This is a genomic window from Paenibacillus chondroitinus NBRC 15376 (genome assembly GCF_004000765.1).
GTDB classification, from domain to species: domain Bacteria; phylum Bacillota; class Bacilli; order Paenibacillales; family NBRC-103111; genus Paenibacillus_E; species Paenibacillus_E chondroitinus.
In genome coordinates this window covers 36,465-58,910 of record NZ_BILW01000006.1, presented here as the reverse complement: position 1 = coordinate 58,910, position 22,446 = coordinate 36,465, and the positions used below count along the sequence as shown (strand labels likewise).

The following is a 22,446-nucleotide window of genomic DNA, read 5'->3' as shown; positions in this document are numbered from 1 at the left end:
TGCCAAATTTAATTTTTATTTAGCTGCTGCGCCAGCGCTGCGTTTTTGGTACGCATCCGTCATCTCTTGGCTCATTTTCGCCAAATCAGCATCTGTTTTTGCTTTTGTCACGAAATCGTCCCAAGCGGTAATCGGCTCACGGCCCAGTATGATTTTTGTTTTCAAATCTTGTACTTTTTTCTCAAACTCAGGCAGCAGCTTTTGCGCTGTTGGCGAGTACAGACCGATACTGATATCGGCTACGCTTGTTTTGGCACGATCATCCTGAATTTTCATAAACAGATCGTTTGCTTCTTTCGGGAAGTATACCTTCGTAGAGCTCGCATATGGATCTGCTACATAGACAATTTGGTTAAAGTCAGGACCGTTATCTTTGGCCAGCTGCTCGGTGTTGATCACTTTTTGGCCATCTTTCACCGTGTAATCCACGCCTTCAATGCCGTATTGCTGAATAGCGAATACATCGTCATTCATCCATGTATCGACCATTTTCAAGATGCGTTTCATTTTCGCTTCAGGCACGGATTTCGGGATTGAGATCATACCGGAGAAGCCAGGGCCTTTCGGATTGTATCCATTCATATTGGTCAACGGGTAGAAATCAGTTGGCTTCATGTTCGGATCGATTTTTTTCAACAATTCGTAGTGATCGTTCATCGTGCCCGCTTTATCCATAATGATGCCCGCTTTACCGCCATTGAACAGGTCCGCTGCCTGTGACAGCTTGTAGGAGGCGAAATCTTCCGGCAGCAGCTTATCTTTGTACATTTTAGTCAAGTATTCAATAGAAGTGCGAGTTTCAGGCAGCAGCGCGGTATTGACGATTTTGCCGTCGACCAGCTTCCATTTATCGTTTTTCACGTTCGCGCCCGTGAAGCTGTTCTCGATCATCGCAAGCGTTCCCATATCTGCCGGAGGCGTCATGAAGGCCGCGAGTGCCGTTGTATCGTTTTTGCCATTTTTATCCGGATCTTTCTCCGCAAAGGCTTTCATAACCGTGTACAGCTCATCGGTTGTTGTTGGCACCTGCATCCCGAGATTGTCGAGCCAGTCCTTGCGAATAATGAAGAAGGAATCGGCTTCAGCCGGGCGAGGACGCGGAATCCCGTAGTTTTTGCCATCCTGCATTTTCGTCAGGTCCCAAGCCGTTTTGGAAATTTTGGAATTCAAGTTCGGATAATCTTTGATGTAAGGGGTCAAATCCCAGAAAGCGCCTTGGGATACGGAATTACGGAAAACCGACGTGAACGGGTCGTTAATCGTGATCAAATCAGGAATATCACCGGATGCCAATGTCACATTCAATTTATCCGTATAGTTGTTACCGGACACCCATTGAATTTTCATTTTGGAGTTGGTCGCTTTTTCAATCGCCTGTTTGATTTTGTTATCATCTGCGGCCGGAGACGGCGTAAGCAAGATCGTCATGATGTTCACTTCAAGCGGTGCTTCCGTTCCGCCTGCGGCATTACTTTTTCCCGTATCCGCTTTGTTCCCGCATGCAACCACGACACTGGATAATGCCAGCATCAGTATCATTGAGCCCAAGACAACTTTTTTGTTTTTTCCTACTTTCATTTTGTGATCCTCCCTTGTTATGAACTTCTGTGTATCGAACGCCTTAACAGAGCACAAGGTTGACAATAGTACATTCCACTTTGATCGACAATCGGACTTTTTTGTACCGTCATTTCGGCCATTCTAGGACTATCTTGCAGCTTGCACTTCGATGCACAAAGGCTCAAATCCCTTATTCCGTGCGGTTTACCTCGCGAAATTGACTTGGTGTAATGCCTTCGTACTTTTTGAAAAGCCGATTGAAATAACTATGCTGATAGCCGATTGCATCGGCCACTTCGTTGATCTTCATATCCGTTTCGACGAGCAAAGACTTGGCATTGCTAATCCGAATATTCGTCAGGAAATCGATAAAATTAATCCCGGTTATCTGCTTAAAAGCCCTGCTTAACGTATATGGACTTGTGCCGAATAAATCGGCGCACGATTCTAGCGATAATTGCGTCATGTACTGCTCGCGTAAATGTGCGATGACTTGCTCGATAATCTGCTTGAAATGATAATCCTGCCGGGAGATCATCTCCTGAACGAAAACCGCAATCACTTTGTGCTGAAACCACTTGAGCATTTGCTCAGGCTCTTTAATTTGCGCAAGCTGCTCGAACAAGTTCACACTGCCGAACAACTGCACGGGATTCATCCCGGATTGCAAGGACGCATACCGAATGCTGCCCAAGAGCTGCAGCATGCCTTGCTGAAGCATAAATTCCGTCGAGCCGTTCGCTGCCAACTCCTTCATAAATTGACCGATCAAATCAACAGCGTCTGATTCCTGACCATTGCGAATCGCATGAATAATTTCTTTATCCAAGGTGAACGGGTAGCCGGTTTCCTTAAAGACATTGAGCTTGGAAAGCTGCTCCGTCTTAATAATCTGATTCTCGTCAAGCAGATCTCGATATACCAACGCTTGCTTCACTTCCTCGAACAAATGTGGAATTTGTTTCACGTTGTGAACCCATTTGCTGACCGATATCGTAACCTGCATTTTCAGAATTTGGTTAATCGCGAGAATGATTTCTTGACACGCCTGCTCCAAATCATCCTCTAACCAGGTTAACGGGTGAGCTGCGGGAAAGGATAGCAGAACCCCAATCGAAAAGTTATGAAAATTCATGATTTCCGCTTGTTCATATTGGCTAGTGAACAACTCATCGATAATGTTGGCGGCGGCGAACGTCACAAGACTTTCATCGCCTTGCGAGAACCTTCCCTCCAGGTTGGCAAAACCCGTCAATTGAATCACAAGCGCTACAAATTGACGCTGCTCCGTTTCCCAGCCATAGCGCTTCATCCGCTCCTTCAAGTCGCTCTCTTGCAGAGAAATCAAGTAGCCCTGCGCCAGCTGTAGGAAAAAACCCTCCCGCAATAGCGGCATTTGCTCTTTAAGTTTGTGCCGCATCGTCTCGGTTTCCTTGGACATATGCTGCCAGTGCTTCTCGATCATGGCGAATTCGTCCTTCACCTCAGCATTCTTTTCACCGGACAGCAGGGTCAGCAGACGCTGTACGGGATGATAGATGCGGCGGGACACGAACCAAGAGAGAAGCAGCGCAATGAGCAGGCCAGAGAAACTGAGAATTAATATCCACTTGGAAATGGATACGACCGGGGCCGTAATGGACGATAGCGGCGCGGCGGAGATATACACCCACTTCTGGCCCAGCCGGTTAAAATGGCCGTACGAAACCGAATACGAAACCTTCTGATAGTCAAATAACAACGATTCCGGCTTGGCGTCGTTCACCGCTGCTTCCCCTAAATCCGCTTGATGCTTCTTGTAAGCTTGTTTAAGCGCTTGATCGAGTTTTGATCCTTCCGCCCCGCTGCTGCTGGATAAATTCCAATTGTCTTCCTCATTGAACAGCATCGTAACGCCCTCATCATAAGGTGTTAGCGTTTTTAGCACCTTCAACAAGTTATCCTGATTCAATGTGGCAACAAGAGCACCGAAGGGTTCGGTGCTGTCGCCGGGAATTTTATTCACAATCGTAAGCTCCTGCTTGCTCGTTCCTTGAATCTTCGGAAACGTCCAGAACATCGACTTATCATGCTTAAGCAAGGTCTCGTAATTCTCGACATCCGCCGAATCACCTAGAAATTTGTACCGTTCCGTTGTGAAGACAAGCGGACGCGGCTTGTCCAGAAACAGCTCTACTTTCTGCAGAAAAGGATGTGAGCTCTCAAGAGACAACAGGGTCCGGTACATATCCTGAACCGTCTCGTAATTATAGGCAAAGTTAAGCGTCTTCAATTTATCGTCAAACTTGGAGTCGAACGCCCAATGCGATACCGTCATTTCGAGAAAAGCAAGCTGGTCATCGATATTCGCTGCCCGATTACTAATCTGATTCTGATGAAGTCCCTGAAGCTCTTCCTCCACATTGTTCGTGGCAATCCAATAAATACTGAGGCCGGTAATGAGCCCCGGAATACTTGCCATAATGAGAATCATCGCAAGGCTTTTCCAGAAGAAGCGATTGTTATATTTATATTTTTGAAAATAGCCGAGTAACGCGCCCCAAATTCCAGTCAAGATGCTCACCTTCCAATAACTATTTTTTTACACGATTCGACATCTGGAGCTGGAATCCCTCCCCTTCGGGTCGTTACCCTTTGACTGATCCTACCATGGCACCTTTGGCAAAATGCTTTTGCAAGAAAGGATATACCACCAAAATAGGAACCGTTGCAACAATGACCGCAGCCATTTTTAATGTTTCAGAAGGAGGCGGTACCGAGGAAACATCCATCCGCAGATCCGTGTTATTCGCATTGAGCAAAATGTTTTGCAGCATCACTTGCAGCGGCCATTTGCTGGCATCGTTAATATAAATCAGGGCATTAAAGAACTGGTTCCAGTAAGCGACCGCATAAAACAACCCGAATGCTGCCAGCGAAGGGAGCGACAACGGCAATATAATTCGAAAAAAGGTCGACAAGTCGTTGCACCCGTCCATCGAAGCGGATTCTTCCAGCTCGGCAGGGATACTATCGAAAAAGCCTTTCATCAAAATAACATTCCAACCGCTCGCAAGTGCCGGTAAAATGAGCGACCACAGGCTATCGATGAGGTGCAAATTACGTACCAGCATATAGTTCGGAATCATACCAGGATTAAACAATATGGTGATGAGAATCGCGATCAGAGCGAATCGTCTGCCGCGAAGTCTTTTTCTGGATAACGTATACGCCAAGGAAGCGGTGAAGATCAAGCTGAGTGCGGTACCGACTAGAGTCACGTAGACACTAACACCGATCGATTTCGGAAAAGCGCCTGTCGCCATCAGAAATTTATACGATTCAAGCGACCACACCTTCGGAAAGAGCACGAAGCTTTCCTTCAAATATTCCGTGGGATCGGTAAAGGATACGACAAACACATAATACAGCGGGAAAAAGGTGATGATGCCGACAAGACCCAGCAATACGATATTCCCTATGTTAAACAACCGGTTTCCCAATCCTTCTTTCATATAATTCCCTCCTAAGGACATTGCTATAGCTATGTCTCTTCATAGATATGGACGCTAGTAAACCCCTTCTTCGCCCATTTTTTTCGAAATCCAGTTTGCCACTACGACCAACACCAAGCCTACAATTGATTTGAACAAACCGGCAGCGGTACTGTAGCTAAACTCGCCTTGTTGTATACCGACCCGGTACACATAGGTATCAAATACTTCAGCCACATGGGAAACGGCGCCATTGTACATCAGGAATACCTGCTCAAAGCCAACATCGAGCATATGGCCGAGGCGCAAAATGAGCAGTGTGATGATCACGTTGCGGATCGCCGGCAGGGTAATATGCCACATTTGGCGAAGTCGGCTCGCCCCGTCAATTTTAGCGGCTTCATAAACCCCTGGGTCAATGCTTGCCATCGCGGCCAGAAACAGAATCGTCCCCCAACCACATTCCTTCCAGATCGATTGCAAGGTCAACATGCCCCAGAACGTATCTGGATTCGTTAAAAAATCAATCCTGGCCAAGCCCAGTCCTTCCAGAACTTTATTGACCAACCCTTCACCTTTGGCAAACATGAGGAACGTCAAGCCGGAAATAATGACCCATGACAAAAAGTGCGGCATGTAGACGATCGATTGAATGACCCGCTGATACACCACGCTGCGAAGCTCATTCAAGAGCAATGAAAGCACAATAGGCAGCGGGAAAAAGAGCACGAGGTTCAGCAAATTAATGGCCATCGTATTTCGGAAAAGCAGCATAAAGTCCGGATTGGTAAAAAATCGTTCGAAATGCTCGAACCCCACCCATTCACTGCCGGTGATGCCGGCAAACGGCGAAAAATTCTGAAAGGAAATGACCACGCCCCACATCGGGGCAAATTTGAATATCAGAAAAAACAATGCGCCTGGCAGGCCAAGCAAATACAAATATTTATCCCGCCTTAGATCTCTTATAAAGCCTCTCTTATGCCATTCTCGGGACTTCGCTAATTGGTCAGATGCCGTAGATTCCGGTTGCATGAGTGCCATCCTCGCCATTCCCCTTTCTCATTTTTTCTCGTATGCTTAACAACTTAGAATAAAATCTTATCGTTTACAATCAGACAATATTGTTCGGGTTTAAGGCAATTTTGTCGCAACCGGAATGGAAGGTGAGACTATTTTGCCGATTGAGACAATCTTGTGCAAGGGGTTAAAAAGCGCGCCACAACAAGGATTACGTTCCGATATGCGCAAAAAGGGGCAGCCCTTGGTCAGTCATGACACTTGGGCCGCCCCTCATTGTTATTCCATTGCCGCAAGCCCATGCCGGTCATAAAAGACCGGGCCGCGGGACCAGACGCATGCCAAATGCATCAGAAGCTCCCCCGTCATGCGTTCACGGATTTTCGCATAATGCTCATCGCCATAAACGTTATGCCATTCGTTAGGATCCGCTGCCAGATCATACAGCTCTCCTTGAAACTCGCCGATTCGGCCAATCGCCTCTCCGAGCTTACCAGGCATGTACAGGATCAGTTTATAATCCTGTTTCCTCCACATCAAGGCAGGCGCTGAATGGTGCGGCTCCGCTCCTTTGCCATGGAATTCGCAGAAGGTCCCCAGACGCTGCGTCTCGCTCAGCAGATCAAGCCCGGGCAACTGCGGATTTACCGGCAATCCCGCTACCTTGGATAAGGTGGGCACGAGATCCACCAACTCTGCTGGGCGGTCGTCTACTGACCCCCGCAGCTCAGGTGGCAAATAACTTCCGGCTAAGATCATCGGCACACGGACACTGCTATCATACAAACAATATTTGCTGAAGCGGTGTTGTCTCTCGCCCATCATCTCGCCATGGTCGGAGACGAAGACGATCAAGGCATTGTCCAGCCGCCCTTGCCGCTCCAACCGCACCAAAGCCTTGCCCAAGTAATCGTCAAGCCAGGAGCAATTCGCCCAATAACGAAGCGTGGTCCGCTTACGCTCCTCCGGCGTCATCGCTTCCCAAACATGCCGCTTCTCCCAATAGTTGCTCTGGCTGCTCTCATTCACAGCGTCGGTCGCGGCCAGATGCGTATTCTGCTCAAGCTCCCATGGCGGTTGAGCGATATCCGGGATCTCGCTGATATCGTATAGATCCTCGAATTCCTTCGGTACGTTGAAGCCCGCATGGGGTTTCAAGAAGGAAAGATAGAGAAACAGCGGACGCGACACGTCCAGCCCCTCATCAATAAAATTCAAACATTGCTCCGCCACCCATCCGTCACGATGCCAATGGTTTGGTATTTGACTCGTGCAGCCGATATAACCTTTAGAATTCTCCTCGCCGCCACCGTAGTCTTTCGTTTCTTTATAGTAAGCGGCGAGCCCCTCCGGCTCGGCATCCCCCATCATGACAGCGCCATCCTCATAATGTCCGCTGTCACGGGATAACCCGACAGCCCGTACTTCGAAGCCGCGCGTTGAGGGAACCGGATTTTTCACTCCGTGATTCCAATGGGTTTTCCCGAAACCTGCGGTTTGGTACCCGGCTTTTCGCATCAATTCCGGGAGCGGATCGCTCGGCAGCTTGTCTTCGTCGTACAAGCCGCCGTGATTGGTTCGCACACCAAGCTGCGAGGGATAATAGCCGAACATCATCGAGGTGCGGCTGGGCACGCACATCGGCGCCTGACATACCGCTTGACTGTATGTGATTCCCTGCGCCGTCAGTTTATCGATGTTCGGTGTATGGATGTGCTCGTTGTAGGCACCGATACAATCCCAGCGCTGCTGATCCGTCATGAAGAAGATAATATTGGGTTTGCTCGTTGCTTGTTCTATGTTGTTTGGCATGAACGTCTTACTCTCCTTCCGGGTTCTGGTAGGACTGCACCCGCTTGGCTGTGTAAGCCGGCTTCAATTCGTGCTTCGCGTAATCAAAATATTTCCCTTCCAGTAAGCCGATTAACGTGTTGGTCACGCGAACTTCAATACGGTTCGTACCTTCCGTCAGTATCGAAGTGTTGCCGCTGAAGCGGTACGGCATCCAAGCACGGGCTCCAAGTGACACCTTATTCACCAGCACTTCCGCCACATCGTGGAACTCACGATCCAGTCCTTCAAATGAAAGCTCGAAGCTATCCCCTTCGGGCAATTGGCCAAGCTGAAGCTCGCGGCGGAAGGTCATCGTTCCGGCAAAATGCGGATAACCCGCATATGGACTTGCCGCAAGCGGATGCTGCTGGACGACCGGACGTTTCAAGACAGGACGCTGTTCGGCGTCAAAGCCGGCTTGGAAGCTGCCCGTTAGATACAGCGCGTCGATCAAACCATGCCAATCCTGCTCAATCGTCACCTCAACCGAAATTTCATTGACGCCAGGCTGCAGATACGATGTAATATCACATCCTACGTTCATGTAGTCATACAAAACGTGTCTCGCGAAATCCACTTTCTGAAGACGATGGCCGTTAATTGAAATCGAGCCTTCTCCGGAAAGCGCTCCTTGATCCATCACGAGAAACACCTGATCCAGTTGGTTGTCCACGACAATGGTTGTAGAATACCGGGCTTGAAGCGGATAAGCCATACTGATGCGCATCGGCGTTCCGAACAATTGGCTCATCTGTACCGGCAGCTTCGTCGAAGCCGTCAAGTCCGCACATTGGTCAATGAACGTTTTGACCTGAACCACTGGCGCGTCCTCCTCCGCTCCCGATGCCAAGCTGTTCACACCAGGAATCGAGAGGTGAAACGCATCGAGCCGAACCGCGTTATCCTCCTCGGTTTGCATGGTCCATAACATAGACTCCGACGCATCGACCGTGAGCTGCCAAGGTTGGTCTGGCAAGGTTTGGACAGCTCTACTCCGCGTGATACGGAAAAGTCTGGACTCGTAGGCACCCAGGAAAAACGGCAGCGTCCAGCCGCTAGCCGTACGTTCAGCCTGGGCAGGCGCCTCATCGCCGCGATCCAAAGATAGCTCTGTAAACAGAGCCGCATGATCCACATTTCCCTCCCAGAGAGCGGTTGAAATTTGCAAAGACAAATCACGCTCCGCCTCTTCTTGATTGCTTATGAAAACAAAGAAACTGTCCGCATCGATTTGGCGAGTTTGCAGGAGAATACTGCGTCCGCCGTATGCCGGTTCAAGCTTCACCGCCTGCGGATGAAGCTCCTCAAGCAGCATAGACAGACTGCCCAGCACTGCAGCTTCGTCAGCGAATGCTGCGAATGGCAAATGATACGCGCTCGCAGCGCCTTTGGACCACTTCGGCGCCGATGCCGCGCCTTCGTCCCAGAAGTGTTCTCCGCTAGGCTGCTGCAAACCGAACACGCTCGCTGAGGAAGCCGCGTCCAAGCCATTCTTTTCAATCGCTTGATACGGCAATTGTCCCATGCTGATGACCGTTCCACCTTGTGCAAGGAACAGTTCCAGCTTCGCCCACGCGCCACTCTCCAGATTCGTCATTGGCGGCACGATCACATTGGTATAGCTGGCATTGCCCAGCTTAATCCTGCCGTCCTCGACCACCGCTTCCGCGAGCAGCCCTGTATCCAAATGATCGTAATCTCTGCCGCTGTAGGTCAGCTCGTTGCAAATGCGCGTCCACCATGCCTTCAAGTCGTCAAGCTTACGCTTCTCATCCGTGTTTTTACCTCCATAATCAAAATGGTGGAAGGGATTGCCCATATAGGCCCACAGCGATGTTGTCGGTTGAAGCACCGCTGTACGAATATCCGCTTCGCCGCAGCTCATGACATAACTGATCCGGCCGACGTAATCGCCGAGTTGTCTAAAATGCTGCCAATACGGATTTTGCAGGAACTGAGAAGGCGGCGCGTCATGCTTCATCAGCGCATCAAGCGTATAGAAAAAAGCATGGAAGTTAAAAAAGTTCGTGCCCTGCGCAGCCATACGATCAATCATCCACTTCGCGTCCTGCAGCGTCATTGACCATCCCACACTGTGGAAGCACTCAATCAAGTTGCGCTCGCGGCCGAACTGGCGGGCAATGGAACTGACCATTTTGGCGCTGGAACGAAAGCTTTCCGCCTGATTATTCAAAATCCAATCCAGCGAACGCCCGAGCTTTTCATGAGCGGTATCGCCGCCGGGCACATGGCTGTAGCGCTGTGTCGTATGCCGTACGGACGGCACTTCAGTCACGTATTGAAGCCCAAACCGTTCACACCAATCATGCACCTGCTTATGATAGGAGCTGAGCAGAAGCTCGTGAATCGCCTGATAGTAATCATAACGAATACGAGCCGACTGCTCCCCTTCTTCATACAGAAGGGCGTGCAGATGTTCCCGCAGATCATAGCCGTTTTGCTCGATGAAAAAAGCCGGCAGCTGCGGCGACCACGGCAGCTTGCCCAAGAGCCCGATCTCGTCGGTAAACATGCCCTTGATCGTACCGCCGAAGTATTCGCCCAAGTGCTGCGCATACTTGTCGTGCGTTAATCGAATAAACGTCGCCATTGCCTCATGATGGCAAGGATCTACGAACGTCCCGTAATATTTGAAATCTTCGATTTCCTTCTCCTGCATGATCAATACTTCCCAATCACCGGGAGGCGCCGTCCACTCCATCTTCTGAATCGTGCGGTACGTAAAAAACCGCTTCTGGTTGTAACTCGTCAAGCCCGCTTTCTGAAAAATCGGCTCCGCCTGGAAGTTCCCAATGGATGAACGGACGTCCACCGCCTCGTCCCAAAGCTTGTCACCGTCCGAGTTGACAGGAACCGCTTTTGCATACAAAATACGTGCCCATGGGAGTTCCAAAGACACATGCTCTCCGCCCTGCACCCGCTCGGCCCGATGCTCGAGTGTATAGTGCTTGGCCTCCGGATGCTCCAGCGTCACCTCGCCGCCTGCGATGCCACTCGGATACGGGTACTCGTCGTAGAGCCACACCTGCAAATTGCGGCGTTCGGCCGCTTCGACCGCTACGCGTACTTTTTGAAACCAGGCATCGGATAAGTAAGGAATCTCCAACCCCTGCCTCGCACAGACGAAAAATCCCCCCAACCCCTTGTCCGCCATTTCATTAATCTGATAACGAATCTGCTCGTCGTCCATTTCCCCATTCCAAAACCAAAACGGATGAATGCGATATTCCGCTTCCGGCTGTGCAAAAGACTGCCTATTAAACTGAGCCATCTAAGTTCATCTCCTCGGCATGTACGTATATGAAAATATTGCTTCCATCTATTGATCACTATAAAGGAAGTAACATTGCCCTAACAATCGCACTATTTTGACGTGCCTAATTCGATCTGCAACTATCTTGCCCGGTTTGCACATCCTTGCGAAATCAATGAATTCAAGCCAAACTTACCGCCCACATACGCAATAAGGCTGCCAAAAGTTCCTGGCAGCCTTGTGGTATTGAGTTACTTCTTTTTCATTTCCTGATACACTTTCTTCTGTTCGTCCATGACCTCTTTACCGCCGGTTTTCATATAATCCGCAACCATATCGTCGTACAGTTTATCGAAATCCGCCGGTTTTGCCGTTACCGTCTTCACAAAAATCTCAATGGCTTTATCACCCAAGGTTTGATTGTATTTAATTTGGGCTTCGATCGGTCTGTCAAAACGCGCCGGCAGCTGCCCGTCCTGATCGCCAACCTTGATACTATTCATAGTGAAATCCTTATATTTGGGATCAGCCGCGTTTGCTTTTAACGTTTTTTCCTGATCACCCATATCTTTACCGTTGATGAGCATGCTGTAATCCAAATAATTGTACATTACCTTTTTCGCATCATCCGAGTCCAAAATAACCGGAATGCCGTCATCGCCCTTCTTGTAAGTAACTCCTTCCGTTCCGTTCTGCAAGTCGAAAATCACCTTATAATCCGACATCCAGTTCAGAAACTTAATGGCTTCAACGGATCTTTTGCTAGCTTTCGGTATCATGAGATGAGCAGACAGCGGGTGGTAAATCTGCTTCACATGTTTGCCTTCATAGTTCGTGAACGGATCTACAGGCAGCAGCGTAGCACTCGGGACATTCTTCTGCAGGGTGGAGTAATAAGACTGATAGACAGGTTCGTTCGTATTGGTGATCGCAAATCCGATCAATCCGTTCACCAGATCAGCCTGAAATTTTTTACCATCTTTATCCAGTGCAAAATCAGGGCTAATCAAACCTTCGTTATACAGCTTGTTCAAAAATTTATACCCTTCTTTATTGCCCGGTTTCATCAAATCCGGAAGCGAGTAATATTCTTCTTCCGTCATTTTCTTCCAAAACGTGCGAACCAGAGGATCAAGGTTATTGTTATAGCGAATGCCGTAAGGAATAACCTTGCCTCCCGTATTGCCCGGATCTTTCTCCTTAAATGCTTTCAACACAGCGTAGAATTCATCGGTTGTTGCAGGCGGCTTCATCCCCAGCTTGTCAAGCCAGTCCTGGCGGATGATTGGCGTTGAGCTCGCGATAATAATTCTTTTGGCCGGGATGGTGTACTGCTTGCCATCAAAATTTCCATAGCTGAGAAGCTTATCTCCGAGATACTTTTTCAAATTCGCACCGTGCTGGTTTAGCAAATCACTAAGTTCGGTCAAGCCTCCTTGCTTCACCCAATTCTGAACTGCGGGATCACTATAGGTAAAAATAATATCCGGCGCCTCATTAGCCGACATCAGCACGTTCAGTTTCGGCACTTCCTCTGTTCGCGGAACGGTGACAAACTGCAGCTTGATATTATTAGGATCACCAAACTTTTCCTGCATGTATTTGACAAAGTAACTTTCCGTAAGCGGCGGCGCGCCAGGCGGCGTATTGCCACGGTCGAAAAGCTCTATTTTCAGCGTTACGGGATCTCCCTTAGCCCCGCTTTCCTTTGCACCATCTGAGCTGGAGCAAGCGGTCACCATACCTGCCAATAAAATGGCCGCGAGTGAACTGTTCAATGTCCGGATAAGCGATTTTCGATTGAGCAAATCATTCATCTCCCTTTTTCATGTGGAATGGGACTCATCGTTAGAATCTTTCAACCCTTCACTGCGCCAATCATAATCCCGGAAATAAAGTACCGTTGAAGCCAAGGATATACGAGCAAAATCGGAATCGTGGCAAACATAATACTTGCCGCTTTCAAACTCTCGGGAATCGGAGCCAAAGCATTCATCCCTTCCGTTGCCGTCGCGTCGCTCATTTGATTGCTGATGACCAATTGGTACAGCTTCAGCTGAATCGGGTATAAATCTTGATTGGTAATATAAAAGAGCGCATCCATGAACCCGTTCCAACGCCCTACCGCATAAAACAAGCTTAATGTCGCCAGCACAGGCAATGAAAGCGGCAACACAATGCGAAATAACGTTCCGAAATGCGAGCTTCCGTCAATCCGTGCAGACTCTTCCAGTTCTTCGGGAATGGAGCTGAAGAAGGACTTCAGGATGATCAGATAAAAAGCGTTAATCATGCCGGGCAGCACTAACGACCAGATGGTGTTCGTCAATTTTAATGATTTTACAAGCAAATATTCCGGAATTAATCCCCCGCTGAAAAACATCGTAAATACGATGATAATCAAAAAGAAATCCCGGCCCTTCAGCTTTTTCTTCGTCAGCGGGTAAGCTGCGCAAATCGTCATGATCATGCACACTACTGTAAAAACAACCACAAGTATAATTGTAAAAAATAACGAGCTGATCATCTTGGCATCCTTGAAAACTGTTTCATAAGCCAGTGTGTTCCACTCTACCGGGAATACCGTCACCTTGTTCGATAAAATCGCTGCGTTGGAACTTAACGAGACGGCAATCAAGTGAAGGATAGGAACAAGGCAAATAAAGGACGCCACGGTTACAAGCAGGATGATGAAGCTATCGATAATCTTGTCGCTTGCACTAACTCTCATTTGACGCCCTCCTTACCAAATACCTTGGTCGGTCACTTTTTTGGAAATATAGTTTGATGACAACAGGAAGATCAGTCCGACGACTGCCTGAAATAATCCAATGGCCGTAGCGATTGTGAAACGGGCGGATTGTACCCCGACTTTATACACAAAGGTACTTATAACATCCGACACGTCAGTAACTAGCGGATTCCCCAGAACAAAGGGACGTTCAAAACCGATGCTCGCCATGTGCCCAATATTGATAATCAGCAAAATCATAATCGTTGGTTTGATTCCGGGAAGCGTGATGTTCCATATCTTACGCAAACGCCCTGCTCCGTCCACCTCCGCGGCTTCATATAACTCTTTATTAATGCCCGCTAGAGCCGCCAAATAAATAATGGTCCCCCAACCGGCATTTTGCCACACGCCTGATCCCACATAAGTGATCACCCAATAGACGGGCTCCGTCAGAAATGGAATCGCTTTCACGCCTGAGGACTTCAATAATATATTTACCAGCCCTGTATTCGTGGAAAGCAGCTGATAAACCATCCCCCCGATAATGACCCATGAGATAAAATGTGGCAGATATAAGATCGTTTGTGCACCCTTCTTAAACCATTTGATGCGAATTTCGTTCAATAACACAGCCAAAACGATAGGTGCCGGGAAGGATACTAACAGATCCAATAGATTAAGCAGCACCGTGTTTCGCAGCACCTTGTAGAAATCCTTCATTAGAAATATTTCACGAAAAGCATCCAGGCCTACCCAAGGACTCTTCCATACTCCCTGGAACATATTAAATTCTTTAAAAGCGATCGTTACCCCATACATCGGGATGTACTTGAAGATCAGGAAATACAGCATGGGTAGAAATAGCAGCGCGTACAATTGCCAATCCTGACTGGCGATAAACCTTTTGCTTTTCTTCAAGACGGACGAGCGAATAGTGTACTGAGCGACCAGCGTCTTATCCATTGCAGGTTCGTTACCAGGCATATGATCCCTCCTTTGCGTCATTGTCTTCCCACAATAATCCAAGTTTGGACAACGTTCAATTAACATGAATCGCCGCTTATCGAAATGTAAGAAAAGTGATTTTTTCTACGTCCTAACCTTTTCTCACACCTTAACATTTCCGAATAAAAGTTTGAAAGCGCTTGCTATTATCTGTTTTAACGTGTCCAATCTCTCCGCTTATCCCTTGCTATTCACCTCTGTCTTTTTACGAAAGTCCCCTGGTGGAATGCCGAGCGCATTTTTGAAAGCCCGGTGAAAGGAAATGACGTGAACATAGCCAACCCGTTCTGCGATCGTTTGCACCGGTAAATCGGTCATAAGGAGTAATCGTTGAGCTTCCTCCAAACGAATACGCACCAAATAATCAATAAATTTCTCCCCGAACTCCTCTTTAAACAGCTTGCTTAAATAACGGGGATTCATTTCAAAATGGTCACTTATCCTGTTTAAGGATAGATCGCAGTCGTAATAATTCGTTTCGATATACACTTTGACCTGGCAGATGAGTTCATGATTGTTCCTTGCGTAGCGGGCGGCTCGCACTCGGGGCTCAAGCTCGGAAAGCAGCATAACCAACCGCTCATGCCATTCTTCCAGCTTTTCAGAGTGCTCCACTAAGGCTTCAAGCACCGGCTTATACTCCGTGGTCCATAGTTCCTGCGCCTCTCCCGTCATTTCCATCAGCTCTTTATTCAAATGATAAATCAAATAATTGGAAATATGATTGATATCCCCTTGGGAGAACCGGCCCTTCTTTAGCGCATGAAAAAGTGAAATCATATGCGTCTGCCATTGCCCGTCGTCCGTCCGGAACGATTTGACGATGGTGCGAACCGATTGCAGATGAGGGAAAATCCGGCCTTCCGTTTTGGCATGTACATCTCTGCTTCCAATCATTGAACCTAAGCCAAACACCGGCTTGTAAGACAAATGTTTTCTGGCTTCCGCATAACTTTGGGGTATGCCTCCAAGTGTCTGGGTCTCCGCTCCGATGCCAACGGACACCGTAAATTCAAGATTGGCCAGAATCCAATCCTGCAGTTTTTTCATGAAATCATAGACCTTATCGCCATCATGTTCCTGACTATCATTCAAGTAAAACATGACAGCCATTTGCTGTGGCTCCACCCATTCATTCCAAACAAAGATCCCTTCGTTCTGGGCAACCTCCTGAAGGACATTGCTAACGACAAATTTAAGCAAATACTGGTCACTCGAGCTATAGTCACTGATAAAATGAGCATATCGGTCGATTTCCATCACCGCTACCGCCAACCTGTCGAACTGGGAGGGGAGTTGCAATCTCGTGGTCTCTTGCTTCCACTCCGTTTCGTTCATCCGCCTATGTCCTTCCAGCCAATCGACCAGCACCTGCCTTCTACGAATCAGTAGATCATCTTTGTGCAGTTTTTCGTACTGACTAGTCCTTTCCAACAAGTTATCGATGGCCAATTCGATAAATTTCAGCTCGTTAACCCCTGCCAGCTCACTGCTTTTCCGTTTCGTGTAATCATTAATCCTTACCGCAATAGACTGAATGGGCTTGTAATGCCGGTGGGTAATAAACGTAAACCAAAACACGCCAATGATGATCGTCGCTATGCCAACTATGATCCATAGATCATTAAATTGGGACATCAACGATAATTTCTGATCTCTTTGTCCGCCTGGCATATACAGCCACCCTGTATAGTCAGAAAGAATCCGTTCCCTCTTTAGTTCTTGTACGGAAGTGCTTTGGCTCTGCAGCGCCATGTTTCGATCAAAGGGCTCCAGGTTAGCCGTAAGCAACCGAATGAAACCGGCATCGTATCGCGTCAAATCTTTAATAAACCCAACTAATGCCCGAACGCGGATGTTGACCACGACAGCTCCCTGTTTGATATCATCTAATGGGAAAAATTTGACTAACGACACCACTTGTTCCTCACTTGAATCATGAATGAATTCGCGATAGCTTCTCGGACTCGTCCACCCAACCGGCGCAATCTTCGAATGATAAGCAGCAAGAAGGAAGTCGCGGTCCCCAAACTGATCCAAGTCGGATAACCCGTTTCTGGATAAAATTTTCCCAGATTGTTCGTTGTACATATAAATGGAGCTGGAAAAAGGCAGCAGGGAAGAGAAATCATCCAGCTTATGGGAAATGACAAAGTAATCGAAAAGCGTTTTATCACCGGTCGTATACGTATAGAAATCTTTTAACTTCTCATCGGTAAAAATTTCTTTGATCGTCATTTGTTCGGAAGCCTTCAGATTCGCGTCGACGGCCTGCATGACCTTTCTGGCAATAGAGTCATCTGTCATCGCGATTTGTTTTTGTGCGGAGTTGTTTAATATCGAGAAAAAAGAAAAAATTAAGACGGAAATGACAACGAAAAATAGAGGGGCGTAAGACAGCAGCATGCGATGATACCAGCTCATTTTCATCAAAATCAGTCCTCCTGCACCTATAACTTGATTGACAACAAGCAGAATACGATACTTTTCCGCCAATTTCCATTTATTTAGCATAGTCGATTAGAGTGAAAATTGTTGTCGAATCCTGTTTGGAACACCATGGACAAGACGCAAAAAAACACCGGAATTTGATCCGATGTTTTGGAGTAAATTAACACTCTGCAGAAGTCATCTCATTTGTAAAAATCCGTTTGTATTCCCCCGCTGACATCTTCTCTGCCGATTTAGGGGCATAGTGAAACTGCAGCGATCGGCGGCGTTTGGAGGAATGATTATTCGGCGTGCCGTGATACAACAGGCCATGGAAGAACAGAATTCCGCCCGGCTGGAGTGGAACCGCCACATCCCTCTCTACCGGCACGTTCGCATCACAGATTTGCCAATCTCGAACCGCGTAATGCGGTGTGGCTCCATCCATGTGGGAACGTGGGATAACGTGCATGCAGCCGTTGTCGAGTCCCGCCTCGTCGAGTGCAATCCAAACGCCAACCACCGGCTTTTTCCATGTTAAGTTGTTGTAGGCCATATCCTGGTGCCATGGCTTTTCCGCTCCCCCGAAGGGTGGCTTGAGCAAAGCCTGGTCCTGCACAAGATTAGCTTCTTCGCCCAGCAGGCGCTCCACCACGGATAAAATTGCCGGATGATAGGCGATCGATCGCAGCGACTCATCAAACTCCACGAAGTTAAAAAGCTTTCTTACCGCAAACTCTCGTTCCTCATCGGTCTTGAGTTCACTTTGCGGTTTGGTGAATTGCAGCTTAACCTTCGTATCACGGTTATGAATGTTATCCATGACAGCAGCAATCGACTGCCCGACTTCTTGGTCCGTTAATATTTGCTCTATGGCAATGAATCCAGCTTTCTTATACTGTTTGACTTGCTCGTCCGTAAAATCATTGATCGAAGCTAACGGCTGATGCACATTGTCAAATCGGTACATACGTTGGTTAATGTCTTCTGAATTTTGTATATTTGTACTCATTGAAACCCTCCTTCAAGAGTGATAAATCTACATCCATTACACTAACAATAACGTTTATCATCCTGAATGAAAATGGACCAAGGAGCGACTTTTTTGTACAAATCTGCATGTATCAGACATTGATAAATTCGTTGCTTACAGCCTGCGCTTATGATTAAATGGAAACCAAACGTCACTTGAAGGAGAGTTTGCGATGATCACTTTCATTTACAATGGCTCCGTAGGAAAATCCCGTTGTGAGCCAGGTTGGGAATGGTCTCGTTTAAGCCCCATGCCCGATTACGATCTATGGTATGCCATAGAAGGCAGAGGGCAAATGATCCTCAACGGAATCAGCTACCCGATCTCTAAAGGCTCCTGCTTCTTAATCCGGCCCGGCGATCAAGTGAAGGCCACTCAGGAACTCGAGCATCGGCTGACCGTCATTTACATTCATTTTATCATCCAACCGGGCATGGACGTTGAGCTCCCCGAAAGACATGTCCGATTAGAGGACACGGTTGTACCGGAAACCTGCCTGCAGCGCATTGTTGAATTGCAGCTTCGAGAGGAAGATCAGCAGCAAGAAGAATTCGACCTGCTCGTGCGTCTTGTTCTGCTGCATATGCTGCGCCAGCAAAAAAGCGGTGCTTCGTCGCCGGTCTCCCATATGCACAAACAGCTGATCCACAAAGTGATCGACGAGCTCCGCGACCAAATCGGCGAAAAGGCCGTCACCGTAGCGAGCCTCGCCGAAAACGTCAATGTTTCTCCGCGTTATTTGAGTCAACTGTTCATGAAATACACCGGTTTTTCCTTAAGGGAGTACATTACGAGAGTCCGCATGGAACGGGCGCGATTTCTCCTGTCCGAGACCTCGATGAATATTACGGAGGTTGCAAGCGCACTCGGTTTCACCGACGTCTACCATTTCAGCAAAATGTTCAAATCTCACAATGGCGCGCCTCCGTCCAGTTTTCGCTATAAAGGGCGGCCGGCGAAAAGTAATTATGGGGATTTAAAGATTAGGCAGGATATTGATCATGTTTAATGACTGTGTTCCATGCTCTCGTCCGTCACTGTTCCTGCTAGCAGCAGAATCGGCGTATTTGACAAGTAGTCAGTCTCATTCACGGTAAGAAAACATCGAAGCCTCCTACTGCGGAGACTTAATTAGCGGGACCCCGCCTAACTGCTCACTCCAAGGGAACTGGCGTCCTCTATTTGAAGAAAAACGAGTAATTTCCTCGCTGAGCGGAACTACAGGCCCTTATTTGTTCTCCACGGCGTCTTTTTCAGGTCAAATTGGTAAAATAGTGGACCGTAGTTCCCCTTCCACGTGGAAAATGTGCTTTATCCAGGCGATAGCGGACTGTAGTTCCCCTCCCCCAACTAAAACAAAAAAAGCCCTCCCCAGTAGAAACAATCTACTTGAGTGAGAGCTTCAGAGGAATTTAACCTTTTTTGCACATCTAGATTTTCCAACTATCCATCCTCATAAATACAACTCCTACTCATAAGCTATATACATCTCTGCAGATTGGATGTGACCTGTTATGGATTCCTATCCTGCACAATCAAAAAAAATGATCCACCTTCCCATCGCCGCTCCTCAGCCTCCCGAAACCGATCTCAAACAGTGGATTCCTTTAACTTCATTAGAAAAAATGTCAGAAACCGAATACGATGTGCTGATTGTTGGCGCCGGGGCAGCAGGTCCTGCCGTGCTTTGGAGGTTATGCCAGCAATGGGGACAAAGCGGCAAACGTATTGGCATCGTCGAGAGAGGAGATCTCCTGATTCCCACGCACAGCATGAATATCGCTACCTTGAATGCATCTCGTAAACGGGATTTTCACAAAAATATCTCGTATCCGCTTGGAAAATCCCAACCCGAATACCCGGGAGCATCTCAAGTTTTCGCATTGGGAGGCAAAACGTTATTCTGGTCAACGGCTTCGCCCCGTATGGATCCCAGCGACATGCAGGAATGGCCGATTTCCTACGAAGAATTGGCCCCTTACTATAATATTGCTGAGCGGATTATGAATGTCTCCAAGGGATATACGCAAGATTCCACGCTTACAACGATCATGCTCGACATCCTTAGAGGAAGCGGTTTTCCAGAAGCTACAGAGCTCCCCACAGCCGTTGATCTTTCGGCAACGAAGTTTGGCCAGGTCCACTCCAACGCTTTATTCAGCTCCATTGCCTTTCTGGGTTCAGCTTTAAATCTAAGACCTTTTGATTTGGCCGTTAACGCCAGGGCCGTTCAAATCTTATTCGAAAATGGAAACGCAACAGGTTTGCGGGTGATGTCACCCGATATGAAATCCTATCTCATCCGGGCAAAAACAATTGTCGTGTCCGCCAGTACGTGGGAAACCCCGCGACTTCTCTTGCATTCCGGCATTCAAGGAAAGGCGATCGGCCATTATTTAATGAACCACTCCAAAATCGTTGCCACCGTTAAAATAGATCGCAGCTACTTCCCCGAAGTGTTGGGAACGCTTTTTATTTGGAAGCCCCGAACCGCTGTTCAGCCCTATCAAATGATCATTTATGGTCCGGATCTAGAAAGATATCTGTGGTACCCGGTTTTTGAAAATAAAGAAATTCTTCCTGAATTTGATATCGGAATTGAAACTTTGGGGGTTGTAGAGCCGCAGTTTGAAAATTATATCTCATTAAACCACTCGAAATTGGACGCGTATGGGGTCCCGGAGATACAGATTCATTTCTCTTACAGCGAGAATGATAAGACCGTCATTGGCCAAATGCTGCATGCGACAAACCATATGATCGCCAGCCTGCAAGCAACCATCGGTGTAAAAAACCGCCAGCCTGACTTATCTTTTTATGTGCCGGGAGAAGATTACCACGAGATGGGGAGCTGCCGGATGGGCAATGATCCCTCTACTTCGGCTACTAATACTTATGGCCGCGTGCATGGCATGTCAAACCTCTATGTGGCCGACAATAGCGTTATCCCCTACAGCGGTGCCGCCAATCCTACATTGACGACGGTTGCCTTAGCGATTCGCACGGCAGATCATATCATCCATCAATTAACAAAATAAGCTCTACCGGATAATCCCGGTAGAGCGATCAATTTCTGAAACTTCCGTAGAGCGCCGAATAACCAGCTCCCCTGAGGAAAAAGGCGTTTCAGCTGTATGTCCTTCTATCGTATCCAGCAGCAATCGCATCGCAGCTTCGCCGATTTGCGGACGAGGATAATGGATGGCCGTAAGCGGCGGGTCCGTTTGCGAGGACATCAAGATATCCTCGCAACCAGCCACAGCCAACTGCTGCGGCACCTGGACACCGGCCTTTCGGCAAGCGGCGATGCAGCCGGCGGCCATCAAATCATTGGCACAGACCAGCGCAGTAAAGTGGATGGATTGATGAATCAACTCAGCATGCAACGCACGCTCGGCCGGTTCGAATCTGCCTTCCCCATTCAATAAATCCTCCGAATGCCACGTGCAGCCTGTTTCCCGCAGCGCATGAATGAACGCCTGCAGCCTGACTCCATAATGCTGCGCCGTATCACCGCCGCCCATAAAGCCAATCCGGGTATGCCCTTGCTGCTGCAAATGGCGGACTATCTTCACCATTTCATCTTCCCAGTCGACATCCACATATGGAATTATCGGCTCTGAACGCTCCAAGCCCTCCGGCTTCAAAACAGAGACAATCGGCATTCCAAGCGTCTGAAAATGCGCTACCACCTGAGGTTTCAGCGACTGCCCGAGCAGTAAAATACCATCCACTCTGCCCATGAACAAGCCCTTGAGCTCATCTTCTTCCTCTTGTTTATAGGTTTGGAAAAACACAAAGTACCCTCTGTCTTTCGCATGCTGCTCGATATTGATCAATAGACCGGCCTCAAAAGGGTTCCCGAGGTAGTTGATCAGCACGGCTATCTGCCGCGATTTTTTCGTTTTCAGGCTTTGCGCTAATAAATTCGGTTGATAGCCAAGTTCGCGAATAGCTTCCAGAACTTTCTGCCTCGTCTCTTCCTTCACAATCTCCCGATTATTCAATACATAAGAAACGACCGCAGAGGAAACTCCTGCGCGGTCGGCTACATCCTTTCTAGTTACCATTCGCTATCTCCCTA

14 protein-coding genes are annotated in these 22,446 nt (G+C 48.0%); 2 read left to right on the top strand and 12 right to left on the bottom strand.

Annotation, left to right across the window (positions count from 1 at the left end):
• Positions 1-15: 15 nt before the first annotated feature.
• The 11 genes from PCH02S_RS09945 to PCH02S_RS09895 all read right to left on the bottom strand — a co-directional run bounded on the left by PCH02S_RS09945 (position 16) and on the right by PCH02S_RS09895 (position 18,341).
• The gene (locus tag PCH02S_RS09945) at positions 16-1,578 is read right to left on the bottom strand and encodes a type 2 periplasmic-binding domain-containing protein (RefSeq protein WP_127452496.1); all 1,563 of its coding nucleotides are present in this window, start codon (positions 1,576-1,578) and stop codon (positions 16-18) included.
• Positions 1,579-1,750: 172 nt separating this feature from the next.
• Positions 1,751-4,114: a helix-turn-helix domain-containing protein gene (locus PCH02S_RS09940; protein WP_127452495.1), complete on the bottom strand. Its 2,364-nt coding sequence runs from the start codon at positions 4,112-4,114 to the stop codon at positions 1,751-1,753.
• 73 nt (positions 4,115-4,187) lie between these two features.
• Positions 4,188-5,054, bottom strand: coding sequence for a carbohydrate ABC transporter permease (locus tag PCH02S_RS09935; protein WP_127452493.1), 867 nt, complete (start codon positions 5,052-5,054; stop codon positions 4,188-4,190).
• A 54-nt stretch (positions 5,055-5,108) separates the two neighbouring features.
• Entirely contained in the window at positions 5,109-6,077 is a 969-nt protein-coding gene (locus tag PCH02S_RS09930) for an ABC transporter permease (protein WP_127452492.1), read from the bottom strand.
• Positions 6,078-6,332: 255 nt separating this feature from the next.
• Positions 6,333-7,865 (bottom strand): sulfatase family protein, encoded by a 1,533-nt coding sequence (locus PCH02S_RS09925; RefSeq protein ID WP_246069013.1) that lies wholly within the window; start codon positions 7,863-7,865, stop codon positions 6,333-6,335.
• A 7-nt stretch (positions 7,866-7,872) separates the two neighbouring features.
• Positions 7,873-11,178 carry a glycosyl hydrolase gene (locus tag PCH02S_RS09920; protein ID WP_127452490.1) on the bottom strand — a complete coding sequence of 1,102 codons (3,306 nt, stop codon included), beginning with the start codon at positions 11,176-11,178 and terminating at the stop codon, positions 7,873-7,875.
• A 233-nt stretch (positions 11,179-11,411) separates the two neighbouring features.
• Complete coding sequence (locus PCH02S_RS09915) at positions 11,412-12,902, bottom strand: extracellular solute-binding protein (protein ID WP_407670052.1); 1,491 nt, start codon at positions 12,900-12,902, stop codon at positions 11,412-11,414.
• Positions 12,903-13,018: 116 nt separating this feature from the next.
• On the bottom strand, positions 13,019-13,891 hold the full coding sequence (locus PCH02S_RS09910; RefSeq protein WP_127452486.1) for a carbohydrate ABC transporter permease: 873 nt from the start codon (positions 13,889-13,891) through the stop codon (positions 13,019-13,021).
• A gap of 12 nt (positions 13,892-13,903) precedes the next feature.
• On the bottom strand, positions 13,904-14,746 hold the full coding sequence (locus PCH02S_RS09905) for an ABC transporter permease (protein WP_397369573.1): 843 nt from the start codon (positions 14,744-14,746) through the stop codon (positions 13,904-13,906).
• 330 nt (positions 14,747-15,076) lie between these two features.
• A complete protein-coding gene (locus tag PCH02S_RS09900) occupies positions 15,077-17,329 on the bottom strand; it encodes a helix-turn-helix domain-containing protein (RefSeq protein WP_127452482.1) in 2,253 nt (750 codons plus the stop codon).
• A 181-nt stretch (positions 17,330-17,510) separates the two neighbouring features.
• On the bottom strand, positions 17,511-18,341 hold the full coding sequence (locus PCH02S_RS09895; RefSeq protein WP_127452480.1) for a phytanoyl-CoA dioxygenase family protein: 831 nt from the start codon (positions 18,339-18,341) through the stop codon (positions 17,511-17,513).
• 193 nt (positions 18,342-18,534) lie between these two features.
• On the opposite strand from PCH02S_RS09895, the gene PCH02S_RS09890 reads away from it, so the two are divergent.
• Together PCH02S_RS09890 and PCH02S_RS09885 are read left to right on the top strand one after the other, a co-directional pair.
• The gene (locus tag PCH02S_RS09890) at positions 18,535-19,371 is read left to right on the top strand and encodes an AraC family transcriptional regulator (RefSeq protein WP_127452478.1); all 837 of its coding nucleotides are present in this window, start codon (positions 18,535-18,537) and stop codon (positions 19,369-19,371) included.
• A gap of 505 nt (positions 19,372-19,876) precedes the next feature.
• On the top strand, positions 19,877-21,400 hold the full coding sequence (locus PCH02S_RS09885; protein ID WP_246069012.1) for a GMC oxidoreductase: 1,524 nt from the start codon (positions 19,877-19,879) through the stop codon (positions 21,398-21,400).
• Positions 21,401-21,403: 3 nt separating this feature from the next.
• Here the strand turns inward: PCH02S_RS09885 and PCH02S_RS09880 are convergent, their stop codons facing one another.
• Positions 21,404-22,432: a LacI family DNA-binding transcriptional regulator gene (locus PCH02S_RS09880; RefSeq protein WP_127452476.1), complete on the bottom strand. Its 1,029-nt coding sequence runs from the start codon at positions 22,430-22,432 to the stop codon at positions 21,404-21,406.
• Positions 22,433-22,446: the final 14 nt, after the last annotated feature.

Bases quoted from the DNA above. Each gene is read 5' to 3' on its own strand.
- PCH02S_RS09945 (WP_127452496.1), bottom strand. From the start codon at position 1,578: ATGAAAGTAGGAAAAAACAAAAAAGTTGTCTTGGGCTCAATGATACTG.
- PCH02S_RS09935 (WP_127452493.1), bottom strand. From the start codon at position 5,054: ATGAAAGAAGGATTGGGAAACCGGTTGTTTAACATAGGGAATATCGTA.
- PCH02S_RS09930 (WP_127452492.1), bottom strand. From the start codon at position 6,077: ATGGCACTCATGCAACCGGAATCTACGGCATCTGACCAATTAGCGAAG.
- PCH02S_RS09925 (WP_246069013.1), bottom strand. From the start codon at position 7,865: ATGCCAAACAACATAGAACAAGCAACGAGCAAACCCAATATTATCTTC.
- PCH02S_RS09920 (WP_127452490.1), bottom strand. From the start codon at position 11,178: ATGGCTCAGTTTAATAGGCAGTCTTTTGCACAGCCGGAAGCGGAATAT.
- PCH02S_RS09915 (WP_407670052.1), bottom strand. From the start codon at position 12,902: ATGGTGACCGCTTGCTCCAGCTCAGATGGTGCAAAGGAAAGCGGGGCT.
- PCH02S_RS09910 (WP_127452486.1), bottom strand. From the start codon at position 13,891: ATGAGAGTTAGTGCAAGCGACAAGATTATCGATAGCTTCATCATCCTG.
- PCH02S_RS09905 (WP_397369573.1), bottom strand. From the start codon at position 14,746: ATGCTGTATTTCCTGATCTTCAAGTACATCCCGATGTATGGGGTAACG.
- PCH02S_RS09900 (WP_127452482.1), bottom strand. From the start codon at position 17,329: ATGAAAATGAGCTGGTATCATCGCATGCTGCTGTCTTACGCCCCTCTA.
- PCH02S_RS09895 (WP_127452480.1), bottom strand. From the start codon at position 18,341: ATGAGTACAAATATACAAAATTCAGAAGACATTAACCAACGTATGTAC.
- PCH02S_RS09890 (WP_127452478.1), top strand. From the start codon at position 18,535: ATGATCACTTTCATTTACAATGGCTCCGTAGGAAAATCCCGTTGTGAG.
- PCH02S_RS09885 (WP_246069012.1), top strand. From the start codon at position 19,877: ATGGATTCCTATCCTGCACAATCAAAAAAAATGATCCACCTTCCCATC.
- PCH02S_RS09880 (WP_127452476.1), bottom strand. From the start codon at position 22,432: ATGGTAACTAGAAAGGATGTAGCCGACCGCGCAGGAGTTTCCTCTGCG.